13 protein-coding genes are annotated in these 13,992 nt (G+C 33.7%); 5 read left to right on the forward strand and 8 right to left on the reverse strand.

Annotation, left to right across the window (positions count from 1 at the left end; genetic code table 11):
* Nucleotides 1-19 precede the first annotated feature (19 nt).
* The 3 genes from DR871_RS03240 to DR871_RS03250 form a co-directional block, all read right to left on the reverse strand.
* Nucleotides 20-2,044 (reverse strand): tetratricopeptide repeat-containing sensor histidine kinase, encoded by a 2,025-nt coding sequence (locus DR871_RS03240; protein WP_113664880.1) that lies wholly within the window; start codon nucleotides 2,042-2,044, stop codon nucleotides 20-22.
* Nucleotides 2,045-2,148: 104 nt separating this feature from the next.
* Nucleotides 2,149-2,334 carry a hypothetical protein gene (locus DR871_RS03245; protein ID WP_113664879.1) on the reverse strand — a complete coding sequence of 62 codons (186 nt, stop codon included), beginning with the start codon at nucleotides 2,332-2,334 and terminating at the stop codon, nucleotides 2,149-2,151.
* 176 nt (nucleotides 2,335-2,510) lie between these two features.
* A complete protein-coding gene (locus DR871_RS03250; RefSeq protein WP_113664878.1) occupies nucleotides 2,511-3,323 on the reverse strand; it encodes a LytR/AlgR family response regulator transcription factor in 813 nt (270 codons plus the stop codon).
* 508 nt (nucleotides 3,324-3,831) lie between these two features.
* Here DR871_RS03250 and DR871_RS03255 point away from each other — a divergent pair.
* Nucleotides 3,832-4,368: a DUF3575 domain-containing protein gene (locus DR871_RS03255; RefSeq protein ID WP_113664877.1), complete on the forward strand. Its 537-nt coding sequence runs from the start codon at nucleotides 3,832-3,834 to the stop codon at nucleotides 4,366-4,368.
* A 55-nt stretch (nucleotides 4,369-4,423) separates the two neighbouring features.
* Here DR871_RS03255 and DR871_RS03260 read toward each other — a convergent pair whose 3' ends face one another.
* Nucleotides 4,424-5,965 (reverse strand): glycine--tRNA ligase, encoded by a 1,542-nt coding sequence (locus DR871_RS03260; RefSeq protein WP_113664876.1) that lies wholly within the window; start codon nucleotides 5,963-5,965, stop codon nucleotides 4,424-4,426.
* 97 nt (nucleotides 5,966-6,062) lie between these two features.
* Here DR871_RS03260 and DR871_RS03265 point away from each other — a divergent pair, with 97 nt between their 5' ends.
* Nucleotides 6,063-6,746: a ComF family protein gene (locus DR871_RS03265; protein WP_113664875.1), complete on the forward strand. Its 684-nt coding sequence runs from the start codon at nucleotides 6,063-6,065 to the stop codon at nucleotides 6,744-6,746.
* A 377-nt stretch (nucleotides 6,747-7,123) separates the two neighbouring features.
* Nucleotides 7,124-7,732 carry a superoxide dismutase gene (locus DR871_RS03270; protein ID WP_113664874.1) on the forward strand — a complete coding sequence of 203 codons (609 nt, stop codon included), beginning with the start codon at nucleotides 7,124-7,126 and terminating at the stop codon, nucleotides 7,730-7,732.
* A gap of 304 nt (nucleotides 7,733-8,036) precedes the next feature.
* Here the strand turns inward: DR871_RS03270 and DR871_RS03275 are convergent, their stop codons facing one another.
* From DR871_RS03275 to purN, 4 genes are all read right to left on the reverse strand, one after another.
* The gene (locus tag DR871_RS03275) at nucleotides 8,037-9,935 is read right to left on the reverse strand and encodes an amidophosphoribosyltransferase (RefSeq protein ID WP_113664873.1); all 1,899 of its coding nucleotides are present in this window, start codon (nucleotides 9,933-9,935) and stop codon (nucleotides 8,037-8,039) included.
* A gap of 126 nt (nucleotides 9,936-10,061) precedes the next feature.
* Nucleotides 10,062-10,985, reverse strand: coding sequence for a PfkB family carbohydrate kinase (locus DR871_RS03280; RefSeq protein WP_113664872.1), 924 nt, complete (start codon nucleotides 10,983-10,985; stop codon nucleotides 10,062-10,064).
* Between the two features lie 95 nt (nucleotides 10,986-11,080).
* Nucleotides 11,081-11,560: a ribonuclease HI gene (gene rnhA, locus DR871_RS03285; RefSeq protein ID WP_113664871.1), complete on the reverse strand. Its 480-nt coding sequence runs from the start codon at nucleotides 11,558-11,560 to the stop codon at nucleotides 11,081-11,083.
* Nucleotides 11,561-11,567: 7 nt separating this feature from the next.
* Nucleotides 11,568-12,137 carry a phosphoribosylglycinamide formyltransferase gene (gene purN, locus DR871_RS03290; RefSeq protein ID WP_113664870.1) on the reverse strand — a complete coding sequence of 190 codons (570 nt, stop codon included), beginning with the start codon at nucleotides 12,135-12,137 and terminating at the stop codon, nucleotides 11,568-11,570.
* A 176-nt stretch (nucleotides 12,138-12,313) separates the two neighbouring features.
* On the opposite strand from purN, the gene DR871_RS03295 reads away from it, so the two are divergent.
* On the forward strand, nucleotides 12,314-12,550 hold the full coding sequence (locus DR871_RS03295) for an acyl carrier protein (RefSeq protein ID WP_007137004.1): 237 nt from the start codon (nucleotides 12,314-12,316) through the stop codon (nucleotides 12,548-12,550).
* Nucleotides 12,551-12,732: 182 nt separating this feature from the next.
* A complete protein-coding gene (fabF, locus tag DR871_RS03300; RefSeq protein ID WP_113665460.1) occupies nucleotides 12,733-13,986 on the forward strand; it encodes a beta-ketoacyl-ACP synthase II in 1,254 nt (417 codons plus the stop codon).
* The last annotated feature ends 6 nt before the right edge of the window (nucleotides 13,987-13,992 follow it).

The raw sequence follows: 13,992 nt of genomic DNA on the forward strand, positions 1-13,992 counted from the left end.
TATTTGTAAGTGTTTATATTTATTCTAACGCAATTTTGACTGCAATAACTGTGCCTTCTCCCATTTTAGAATTTATTTCAACCGTACCGTTACATTCATGGGCTCTAGAACGGATGTTTTGTAAACCTATTCCTTTTTTTGATCTGTTCACATTAAAACCTATTCCATCATCGATAATTTCCAGAACAAGATTATTTTCGGCTTTCTTAAATTTTATGGTAATGGTATCTGCATTGGCATATTTATTAATATTTTGCAAACACTCCTGAATAATTCGATATAAATTAATTTTAGTCGAGTTACTCATTAAATCCCACTTAATAGCTGGATCAATACTTAGAATCAACTTAGATTCAAAGGTTTTCTTTTGGTCCTCAAATAAGTCGTTTAGAATGGCTACAAAGTTATTAATTAATTCTGATTTTTCCCTACTCAAATCATGGGAAATCTCACGTATGTCCTGTTCAATATTCTTTAATTCCAGCAGGTAATTATTTCTTTTTTCAACGGCGATGGTATCATCAAATTTATTTAGACTGTCCAGATTAATCCGCAAACCAAACATCCTACCTAAAACACCGTCATGCAATTCCTGGGCAACTCTTTTTTTCTCTTTAACTCTTCCGGTCTCAATAGTACTTTGCTGGGAAATCATTAAATTATAAATATCTTCATTGGCTTTTTGTTGCCTTTGTTTGTAAACAAGTACTTTATTCTTATTTTTTTGTGTCTTTACGATATACAGAAACAATCCAAACACTGTAAAAGAAAGTAAAGCATACAACAGATTCCTGTTTTTAGTCGTCAAATTGGAGTTTTTTTCCTTCACCTCTTCTGTTTCAAATTCGATACGGGAGAATTTATTCCCTATTTTTCGCTCTGATTTTTGAAGTTTTTCATTGACACTAATGTATTCTTTAGAATAAATCGCAGCATTTTGAGGCTCAATGATGGACAAATGCTTTAAAGATATTAAAATATTGCGATAATTATTTGTCTCTTGTGATAATGCCAATGCTTCTTTGGCATATTGACCTGCTTTTGGAATGTTTTTCACAGAAATAAAATACTCCGACAAGTTCAATTTACTTGCAATAATACCCGTTGTAAGTTGCAAATCATCTCTGATTTTTAATGATTTATAAAATAAATCAGGAAGACCCTCCATTTCATTAAGTTTAAACTCAGAGTAGGCTAAATTATCTACTAACATTGCATATAATGAAGGCTTATCCTTAAACACATTTTCCTGCTCTAATCCCTTTTGAAAATACTTTTTAGCCTGCTCGTAATTATCGTTTTTGAGATAAGCGTAACCAATATTATTATAAGAAGTCGCTTTCGGTTGATAAAAAGAAGCCGTCAACTCATCATCAATACTAGACAATGCTTTCTTATGATAGGTCATTGCATTATCAAAATCATCTAACTCATTGTATATCGCACCAAGAAGATTATAGGCATCGTATTGAATATTATTAGCCTTAATACTTTTTATTGCTGCCAAAGCTTTGAATACCATTATTTCACTTGCTAAAAAATCACTTTCTTTATACTGTAGATTGGCTTTATTTAAAATTATTCTCGCTTGATTAGTCTTGTCTTCTAATTCAAGATACATTTTCTCTGCTTTGTCATAATATAAAAAAGAACTATCCGATACTGCTTGAGAATCATAATAATCCGCTAAATAAGTATAGCCCTTTGCAAGACTAATAAAATCCTGTTTCTCTTCAGATTTTTTCAGCACCACAAACACTGTTTTTTTATACTCTTCAAATTTGTCTAAATTGTAATATCGATTAGCAATTTTAAATAAATTTACTCGATGCAACGAGTCATTTTCTTGACCTGCAACAATTTTTGATGCTTTTTTTATATATATCTCTCTCAACTGAGGAGACAAATCGAAATCATTTGCCAAAGAAAAATAAGAAGAGAGTGTGTCTTCTGAACCCTCATTAATAAAGGAAACTTTTTTCTTTTGGTTACAACCAAAAAAAAAGAGTACAACAACAAGTAATATAGATGAGATAAATTTCAATAGAGAGAATATAGTTCTTTCAAAAATAACAAAATAAAATTAGTCCCATAAAAAAAGGTTGCCAAATTTCTTTGGCAACCTTTTTAATATATTTAAAAAGTCTACTAATCCATTTTCTTGTTCCCACCTACAGATTGTGCCCCGTTAATCTCCAATTTTACATTTTCGATTTTAAAAACCTCTGCTTTATTGTCTTTTTTTGTTACTGAGGTGATTTCTTCATTTGAAGTAAAAGAAGTTAATACCATCACTAAAGAAAATAATCCGATTGTTACTATTGCTTTTTTCATAATTTGGGGATTTTATGTTTTTGTTGTTTTTACATTTGTTATGATGGTGATTATCACTGTATCATGATGTAAAACTACTTCGCATATCCCAAAAAACAACACCTAAAAAAGGGTTAGTGGTAGAACATATTCAATTGGTAGTGTACAGGTATCAAATTAGGGTAAACTGCATTATTTTAAATTTCTAGGTAATTTCCATTAGCAAAATCAGAAATAACTTGATCAACATTACCTTTGTACAATTTAGAAAAAGGCAATCTTGAATTGGTGTTTTTTATATAACAAACTGAGTTTCCATTGTGGATTCGAGAAATATAGTTTCGATTTACAATATAACTTTTATGAATCCTAATAAAAGGATAGGATAATACCGCTTCAAAATATTTTAGTGTTTTGAAAGCCGTTATCATTTCACCGTTATTCAAATGAATGTCTGTAGAATTATTATCTGCTTGGAAGAAACAAATGTCTTTAGCATCAATATACCTGTGATCTCCATAGGATTTGATACACAATCGTAAAGGATGTAATTCATTTGGCATTTTTTGTTCCGATGAAAATAGAGAATTACCAACATGTTTTGCTCGTTCGACAATCCCTATTTCTTCTTCCCTTTTTGATTTATTTAACCTCAACATCAATTTTATAATATCCGATTGAGTTACCGGCTTCAATAAGTACTCTTTCACTTCATATTGAAAAGAATCAAAAGCCAAATTCTTTTCTTGCGTAGTCACAATAATCTTGGGAAGTATCGTTAAATATTTGTGTAAAGTATCAATAAAACCAAGTGATAAATTAGAGTCCACATGTACTGGATCAATTTCAAGAAAAATTATTTCCGGTTTTTTTTCTAAAATAAGGTTTAAACCATCCACAGCATTTTGTACGGAGCCAATAAAGGAAAGTTCTGAAAAACCATCTGCAATTGCTTTAGTTTTCAAAATACTTTCTTGATCATCGTCAATAATAACGTACGAATAATTCATCTGGTTTTTTTCTGGAATAGATTATAGCCTACATTAAAATGAAATATACAATAGACTCAAATGTAATTAGTTTTCATTAAGGAAATTGTATCAACAAAAGTATGAAATAACAAGTAATAAAAATAGATTACTACTTTAAACCAAATTTTTAATCCTGTTATGAAAACTGTTAGCATTACAATTCCATAAATAAATAGTAAGAAGGAAATACAATCGAATGTTATGGAGCTCTATTATAACTAACTGTTTGCTAAAAGGCCTAAGGTTATCTTTTTTGCTACACATTAAAAATATTTGATTTGTTTTTTGACAAAAGGATTTATTAGTACTCTAAATTGTAGAACCCCTTTTAATAATTGGCTGAGTGATTGCTTTATTAGTCCTAACGAAATGTCAAATTATTATGCTAGCCACATTTCTAATAATCAATGAATACCTAAAATAATTGATGTACTAAGAATGCTTTTTTTACAAATTTATCTTACTTTTATCCAAAAAAAACAACCCTATGAAAAACCTTTTTGCCTTACTATGCTTAACTTCCTCTTTTTTGGGTTTTAGCCAAGAAAAAGAAACCACAAATTTCAAAAGAAATGAATTAAAAGGAAATGCTCTTTTTTTAGTACTAGGCGCAGTAGAAGTAACGTATGAACGTCTAATTAATGAGGATGCCGGAGTTGGAGTTTCTCTGTTCTTTGTGGCTGAAGATGAATTTGAAACTAATTTTAGCCTTACTCCATATTACAGAGCTTATTTTGGAAAAAAACCAGCAGCTGGATTTTTTGTAGAAGGCTTTGCGATGTTAAATTCATATGTAGATCACGGTTATACAACATACTATAACGATAATGGAACGACTGTAACTAATTTTGTAGCAGATGAAGTAGGAGCTGATTTTGCTCTTGGTTTTGGTCTTGGATCCAAATGGATTCATAGAAAAGGATTTGTCTTTGAAATCAATGCTGGAATAGGACGCAATTTATTTAGTGATAATAGCCCTGAGGTTGTTGGTCGAGGCGGAATAACTTTAGGTTACCGATTTTAAAAAAATAAAAAAGCTTCTCAATCGAGAAGCTTTTTTTTATATAAATCAAAAATAATTACATTTTCATCAACCAGTTTTTCATTGAAACCTCATTCTCGATAATGGATTTCAAGTCTGCAATAGCCACACGATCTTGTTTCATGGTGTCTCTATGACGAATTGTTACCGTTTGATCTTCTATTGTTTGATGATCAACAGTTATACAAAACGGAGTTCCTAATGCATCTTGTCTTCTATAACGTCTTCCTACCGCATCTTTTTCATCATACGCCACATTAAAATCCCAACGTAAATCGTCAATAATTTTATGTGCAATTTCCGGCAATCCATCTTTCTTTACCAATGGTAAAATGGCCGCTTTTGTTGGTGCTAGAACCGAAGGTAATTTTAGCACTGTTCTTGTGGAACCATCTTCTAATGTTTCTTCTTTTAATGAAGTCGCAAAAACTGCCAAAAACATTCTGTCTAATCCTACTGAAGTCTCCACAACATAAGGAACATAATTCTGGTTCAATTCAGCATCAAAATACTGTAATTTTCTACCCGAGAATTGTTCGTGCGCTTTCAAATCGAAATCAGTTCTCGAGTGAATTCCTTCTAATTCTTTGAATCCAAAAGGGAAATTAAACTCAATATCAGCCGCAGCATTCGCATAATGCGCTAATTTTTCGTGATCGTGGAAACGATAATTTTCTCTTCCTAAACCAAGAGATAAATGCCATTTCAAACGAGCTTCTTTCCAGAATTCATAATGCTTCATTTCTTCGCCTGGACGTACAAAAAATTGCATTTCCATTTGTTCAAACTCGCGCATGCGGAAAATAAATTGTCTCGCAACGATTTCATTTCTAAACGCTTTTCCGGTTTGGGCAATTCCAAAAGGAACTTTCATTCGTCCTGATTTTTGAACATTTAAGAAATTGACAAAAATACCTTGAGCGGTTTCTGGACGCAAATATAAATCCATTGCTGAATCAGCTGAAGCACCAAGTTTTGTTCCAAACATCAAGTTGAATTGACGCACTTCGGTCCAGTTTCTTGAACCTGATTCCGGACAAGCAATTTCTAGTTCTTCGATTAATGCTTTTACATCTTCCAAATCTTCGTTTCCAAGAGAACGAGCCATTCTTTCCAGAATTTCTCTTTCTTTAGATTTGTACTCCATTACACGAGCATTTGTTGTTACAAATTCCTGCTCATTGAAAGCATCACCAAAACGAGCACGTGCTTTTTCGATTTCTTTGATTGCTTTTTGATTTAGTTTTTCAGCATAATCTTCAATCAAAACATCAGCTCTATATCTTCTTTTTGAATCTTTGTTGTCTATCAATGGATCGTTAAAAGCGTCAACGTGGCCAGATGCTTTCCATGTGGTTGGGTGCATCAATATTGCCGCGTCAAGACCTACAATGTTATCGTTCATTTGAACCATTGCTTTCCACCAATATTCGCGTATGTTCTTCTTTAATTCTACTCCGTTTTGTGCATAATCATAGACTGCACTTAAACCATCGTATATTTCGCTTGACGGAAAAATAAATCCGTATTCTTTTGCGTGCGAAACTACATTCTTAAATAAATCTTCTTGTTTTGCCATAATAATGCAAAAATATAAAAAGTGAACTTAAAAAAAAGAAAATTGTTAAAGATTGAAGCATTGATTTGTCTATTTTTATAAATAAATCCTTGATTACATGTTTGAAAGCATTATAAATCTCTTTTTTCCAAAAGTCTGTTCCGGTTGCAGCTCTTTTTTATTGTCCAATGAAAATGTAATTTGCACGGTTTGCCGACACGAAATTCCGCTGACGAATCATCACTTGAATCCAGAAAATGATGCTTTCAAAAAGTTTTATGGACGAATTCCTGTAATGCATACTTCGGCCTTATTTTATTTTCATAAAAAGGGAATTGTACAGGAGCTCATTCATAATTTAAAATACAAAGGACATGAAGAAATAGGGGCAATTCTTGGCGAATGGTACGCTGAAGATTTAAAAACGATCGATTTATTACAATCTGTTGATGAAATTATTCCGGTTCCATTGCACCGAAGAAAACTAAAAGAAAGAGGATACAATCAAGTTACTGCTTTTGGAAAAGCACTTTCATCCGATTTAAATATCGATTATAATGGTTCTATTTTGGTTCGAAATGTGTACTCGAAAACACAATCTAAGAAAAATTTATTAGGCAGGACAGAAGGAATCGAAAGCACTTTTGATGTTTCCTTTACTGAAAAAGACCACAATAAACATTTCCTTTTAATAGATGACGTCATCACAACAGGATCAACACTGGAAGCTTGTTCCAGAGCATTACTGAAAATTCCTGGCGCAAAAATTAGCATTGTATGTATGGCAATGGCGCAATCATAATTTAGAAATTTTGGTTCTAAAACGGTTATTTAAAACAAAATGACCATTTAAAGCACAACCGTTTTTTAGCCCTGATTACTTCACCTAACTTTTATTCTCATAGGAGTTCAGTGAACTTCGTTTGAAGTGGAAATCCTTTTTATGAGCCTTTTAGACGAATAAAAAGATTACTTCACTATACTTTTATTTTAATTGGTGTTCAGTGAATTTCATTTGTAGCGGAAAGCAGGAAATAGCTCCTGAAAATAAGCCTGTTACAACTCCAAAGAGCACACTATCAATTAATTTAATGAAATTATAACGAAATAGAATTTCCGTTTCCAAAGTTTAATGTTTAAATTTGAATAAATATTTATAAATCATTAAACAATCATATTATGGCTTTTGAATTACCACAATTACCTTATGCGTATGACGCATTAGAACCTTATATTGATGCGCGCACGATGGAAATTCATCACACGAAACATCACAACGCTTACATTACCAACGTGAATGCTGCAATTGCAGGTACGGATATGGAAGGTAAGACCATCGAAAATATTTTGATTAATCTTGATATGAAAAACATGCCAGTTCGAAACAATGGCGGTGGTTTTTATAATCATAATTTGTTTTGGACGGTTATGACACCAGACGGTGGTGGACTTCCAACTGGAGATTTATTGGCTGCGATTGAAGCTTCTTTTGGAACTTTTGAAGAATTTAAAGCAAGTTTCAGCAAAGCTGGAGCAACACAATTTGGTTCTGGATGGGCTTGGCTCTGTGTTCATAAAGGTGGAAAATTGGAAGTTTGTGGTACTCCAAACCAAGACAATCCATTGATGCCTGGTGTAGGTTGTGGCGGAACTCCAATTTTAGCGATGGATGTTTGGGAACATGCTTACTATTTGCATTATCAAAACAGAAGACCCGATTATATTGAGGCTTTTTTCAATGTAATTAACTGGACTGAAGTTTCAAGAAGATTTGCTTTAGAGAAATAAAAACAGATTCAAGAGGAAAGAATAAAGACTTCAAAAATTACTGTTGTCTTTTTTCTTGTTTCTTTAATCTTAAAATAAAAGGCGCCGATTTCAAAATTTGAAATCGGCGCCTTTTATTTTATCATTTTCTTGACTTTATTCCAATAAAAAAGGTGGAATCTCTTCCACCCTTTTTGCCCCAAATCTACCATAAACTTAACCTACTAATATTATGGTGACTCAAAATTATAGTAGTTCTCCGTTGCTACCAAATAAATTAGATGAACAACTTAGAAAACCGATTAAAACCCCATCAGGCCAAATATTAATATGCTCTGGCGTCTTTTCCTTCATAAAAGTTCATGAATGCTCGGTTTACTACTCGGTTTCCTCCTGGCGTAGGATAGTCTCCAGTAAAATACCAATCTCCTAAATTCTTAGGACAAGCAATGTGTAAATCTTCTACAGTTTGGAAAATAATTTTCACTTCGGCTTTAATTTCTGGTGAACTCAACATTTCAGCAATTTTATCCGAAACCTCTTGTACTTCAAAAGGCGCATAAATTGCCGTAACATAATTTACCACTTCACTGTCCTTGAAATTTTCCTGCGCTTTACATTTCGCATACACTTCATCAACAATATGATACAAGTTTCTTTCTTTAAGTAATTCTAATGCTGCTTTGAAAGCCACTAAACCTTCCAGTTTAGCCATGTCAATTCCGTAACAATCCGGATAGCGTATTTGCGGTGCCGATGAAACGACAACAATTCGCTTTGGATTCAAACGATCCATCATTTTGATAATACTCATTTTTAAGGTTGTACCTCGAACAATACTGTCATCAATAATAACTAAATTATCCGTGGGTTTTATAACACCATATGTAACATCATATACGTGAGCAACTAAATCGTCACGACTACTATCTTCCGTAATAAAGGTTCTAAGTTTCGCATCTTTAATGGCTACTTTTTCCGTACGAATTTTTACTGCTAATAATTCTTGCAATGATTCCTTCGTTAATGTATTTCTGTTTTGCAGAATATAATTGTTCTTTCTTTGATTCAAGAAATCCTGTGCTGCTTCTACCAATCCGTAGAAAGAAGTTTCAGCCGTATTTGGAATATAAGAGAAAACTGTATTGTCTGTATCTTGATCAATTGATTTCAAAACAGCTGGAAGAATAAGTCTTCCCAATGTTTTTCTTTCTTGATATATTTCGGCATCGCTCCCTCTGGAGAAATAAATTCGTTCAAAAGAACAGGCTTTCTTAACCGTTGGCGGAAGAATTTCCTGCATAGAAACCGTTCCGTTTTTCTTGATGATTAATGCATTTCCTGGTTCAATTTCTTGAACTTTTTCAAAAGGAACATTGAAAACTGTTTGAATTACCGGTCTTTCTGAGGCCACTACCACTATTTCATCATCTTGATAAAAATAAGCGGGACGAATTCCTGCAGGATCTCTAAATACGAATGAATCACCATGTCCCAAAAGTCCTGCCATTGCATAACCGCCATCTAAATTTTTAGAAGCTCGGGTCAAAATTTTAGCTACATCCAATCGCTCTGCAATAACGGGTGAAGCCTCTCTCTTAGTCAATCCTTCATTTTTACACTCTTGGTACAAATCAGTTACTGCATCATCAAGAAAATGACCAATTTTTTCCATCACTGTTACCGTATCTGCCATTTCTTTTGGATGCTGACCCAGTTCCACTAAACTTTGAAAAAGCTCTTTAACATTCGTCATGTTAAAGTTTCCTGCCAAAATCAAGTTTCTGTGCATCCAGTTATTCTGACGTAAAAAAGGATGAACACTTTCGATGCTGTTTTTTCCAAAAGTTCCGTAACGAACGTGTCCCAAAAACAATTCACCTAAATAAGGAATTTTATGTTTTTGTAACGCCACATCATCTGCGTATTCCGGATGAGCGGCCATTTCCTCATTTATTCTGTCGTTTATTTGAGCAAAAACATCTTGGATTGGTTGCGCGTGATTGGAACGAACACGACTGATGTAGCGTTCTCCCGGTTCCACGTCTAATTTAATACTTGCAAAACCAGCACCATCTTGACCGCGATTGTGTTGCTTTTCCATTAAAAGATACATTTTTTGGATTCCGTAAAATGCCGTTCCGTATTTCTCTTTGTAAAATTCAAGCGGTTTAAGTAATCTAATTAAGGCTATACCACACTCGTGTTTTAAAGCATCGCTCATTGTAAGGTTGTTTGTGTTGTTGTGTTATTCTAAAATAATTTCAACTGAGTAAAAAATGATAAATCAGATGAATTTCCCTGCTAATTTTTGGTAACAAAAAAACCCCGTTTCCGAGGTTTCAATATATTATAATTCTATGTCAAATTGTGTCAGTGATTTGAATTGTTGTAATCTGGACACTACTTCTTTTTTCTCTAAATCAACCATTCTTTCGGTTCCAAATTTCTCCACACAAAAGGAAGCCAAATTCGATCCTTGAATAATTGCGTTCTTCATATTTTCGAATGAAATATTTTCGCTCTGCGTTAAATATCCTGCAAATCCTCCGGCAAAAGTATCTCCTGCTCCAGTTGGATCAAAAACTTCTTCAAGTGGTAAAGCTGGCGCAAAGAAAACTTCTTTATTATGAAAAATAAGTGCTCCGTGTTCCCCTTTTTTAATTACAACATATTTAGGTCCCATCGCTTGAATTTTTGCAGCCGCTTTCACTAAAGAATATTCTCCAGAAAGTTGTCTTGCTTCCTCATCATTGATGGTTATTACATCGACACGTTTTATTACATCCATCAATTCCGGCAACGCACAATCCATCCAAAAATTCATAGTATCTAATACTGTTAATTTAGGTTGAGTCTCCATTTGGTCCAAAACACTGCTTTGTACCAATGGATGTAAGTTTCCTAACATTACTATTTCGGCATTTTTATAGTCTTGAGGAACTTTTGGTTGAAAATCAGCCAAAACGTTTAATTGAGTATCCAGCGTATCTCTAGAATTCAAGTCATTGTGATAACGACCACTCCAAAAGAAAGTTTTCCCACCATTTACAACTTCAAGGCCAGAAATATCTATGTTTCTTGAGGTCAATAAATCTAAATATTCTTGTGGAAAATCGTCACCAACTACAGAAACTATAGCAGATTGTACATTAAAAAAAGAAGCGGATAGACCGATATAAGTTGCTGCACCACCTAAAATTTTGTCCGTTTTTCCAAATGGAGTTTCAATTGCGTCGAAAGCTACTGTTCCAACAATCAATAATTTATTCATTATATACGTTTCGAATTAAGGCGCAAAGATAGTTTATAAGTTGTAAAGTTGCAAAGGGTCTAAAGCGTAAAGTTTTGCCAATTTATTCCCTTGAATCACAACAACTTTGCTTCTTCTTTTTCATAGAAAGCATCGACAGAAAGTTTTTTTTGCATCGAAGCCATAACGGCTAATTCATCACACCTTTCGTTTTGAACATGATTATTATGCCCTTTGATCCATTTGAAATCTACTTTGTGTTTTCTGTAAACAATCAGAAAACGTTTCCACAAGTCGGAATTTTTCCTATCAATAAATCCTTTTTTTTCCCAACCTAAAACCCATTTTTTAACCACCGAATCAACTACATATTTAGAATCAGAAACCACTAAAACTCTAGTATTCGAATTTTTTAACTTTTCAAGGCCAACAATAACGGCCAGCAATTCCATTCTATTATTGGTAGTTCGGCGAAAACCTTCATAGAATTCTTTCTTATACGGTTTCCCTACCCATTCCATCACCACTCCGTAACCGCCATTTCCAGGATTCCCTTTGGCAGCACCATCAGTATATATATGTACGTCGTGTTCCATTTATGAATTAGGATTTTTGATTTAGGATTCCCTCAATTACTGTTGGGAAATATTTTTGTTCTAATTCATGTATTTTTGCAGCTACTTCTTCCGGTGTTTCATCACCCGCTAAAACAACATTTTGTTGAAAAATAATATTTCCTTCATCATAATTTTCATTTACAAAATGAATGGTAATTCCCGTTTCCTTTTCTCTATTGGCAACAATTGCATTGTGAATGTTCATCCCATACATTCCTTTTCCACCATACTTTGGCAACAATGCAGGATGAATATTTATGATCTTATCCGGATAGGCTGCAATGATATTTTCTGGAAATTTCAACAAAAAACCAGCTAAAACAATCAAATCAGGTTGAATTACGTTTATTTTTTGTAATACTTCACTTTCAAAAAGCTGTTCTTTTGAGAAAATCTGTGTTGGAACCCCATACTTTTTTGCTCTTTCAATTACTTTGGCATTTGGGTTGTTTGTGAATACCGCTACCACGGTTCCCAGTTTAGATTGTACAAAATACTTTATGATGTTCTCAGCATTAGTACCCGATCCAGAAGCAAAAAGCACAATTTTTTTCATAACCTAGCATGTTTTAATTGCACAAAAAAAGGAATAAAAATTGAAAATAAATAACATTGTCTCGGGTTTGTTAAAATAAATTTCATAAATTAGATGTCACATTTATTAACTAAATAGTTGTTTTAAAATAAAGTTTTTTATTTTTGCCAACAAATTAAATTCTAAAATTAAAGATTATGTCAGACATTGCATCAAGAGTAAAAGCGATTATCGTAGACAAATTAGGCGTTGACGAAAACGAAGTTGTAACAGAAGCAAGCTTCACTAATGATTTAGGAGCTGACTCATTAGACACTGTCGAGCTTATTATGGAATTCGAAAAAGAATTTGATATCCAAATTCCAGACGATCAAGCAGAAAACATCGCTACTGTAGGTCAAGCAATCTCTTACATCGAGGAAGCTAAAAAATAATAAAGTACACACCCGTTTGCATTTATGTAATCGGGTGTTATTATTTTTTTTAAAAATTAAATTCGAGATTGAATTTCAATCAAAAATATATTTATTGTAATACCCATGGCTCTTTTGTAATAGTAATACAGTAAAGAAAGCATGGGTTTTATTTGTTTAAAGATAACAAAAATAAAGAATTTATGGTATTAAGACGAGTTGTTGTAACAGGTTTAGGCGCTCTTACACCTATTGGAAATAACATTGAAGAATTTTGGAACGGACTTATAAACGGGGTTAGCGGTGCCGCTCCAATAACCTATTTTGATGCTTCAAAATTTAAGACGCAATTTGCCTGCGAATTGAAAAATTTTAATGCTGAAGATTTTTTAGACAGAAAAGAAGCCCGAAAAATGGACCGCTATGCGCAATATGCAATGGTTTCATCGGATGAAGCGGTGCTTGATGCTGGTTTTAATTTCGAAAAATTAGACAAAGACAGAGTTGGAGTTATTTGGGGGTCAGGAATTGGCGGATTAGAAACGTTTCAAATTGAAATGTTGAACTTTGCAGCCGGTGATGGCACACCAAAATTCAATCCTTTCTTTATACCAAAAATGATTTCGGATATTGCCGGTGGCCATATTTCTATAAAATACGGATTCAGAGGTCCGAACTTTACCACTGTTTCAGCTTGTGCCTCTTCCACAAATGCTATTATTGATGCTTTCAACTACATTCGATTAGGTCATGCGGATGCCATGGTCACTGGAGGATCTGAAGCAGCAGTAACAATAGCCGGAATGGGAGGTTTTAATGCTATGCACGCTTTATCTACCAGAAACGATGATCCTAAAACTGCTTCAAGACCAATGGATAAAGATCGCGATGGTTTTGTCTTAGGCGAAGGAGCCGGAGCATTAGTACTCGAAGAATACGAACATGCAATAGCACGTGGAGCAAAAATTTATTGTGAAGTAGGTGGTGGCGGAATGTCAGCTGATGCGTATCACATTACTGCACCACATCCTGAAGGATTAGGTGCTAAAAATGTAATGTTGAACTGTTTAAGAGATGCTGGTTTGCAAGCAACTGATGTTGATGGTGTAAATATGCACGGAACTTCAACACCATTGGGTGACATGGCGGAATCTAAGGCAATTTTACATGTTTTTGGCGAACATGCTTACACGATGAACTTAAATTCAACTAAATCCATGACGGGCCATTTACTTGGAGCAGCAGGAGCAGTCGAAACCATTTCTTCGATTCTTTCCCTGAAACATGGAATAGTACCTCCTACCATTAATCATTTTACAGATGATGAAAACATAGATTCTAAACTAAACTTTACATTTAATAAAGCTCAGAAAAGAGACATGAATGTTGTGATGAGTAATACTTTCGGTTTTGGAGGTCACAATGCTTGTGTATTGGTTAAAAAATTAGAAATCTAATTATAT

The sequence above is a fragment of the Flavobacterium petrolei genome, assembly GCF_003314435.2.
Classification (GTDB): Bacteria; Bacteroidota; Bacteroidia; order Flavobacteriales; family Flavobacteriaceae; genus Flavobacterium; species Flavobacterium petrolei.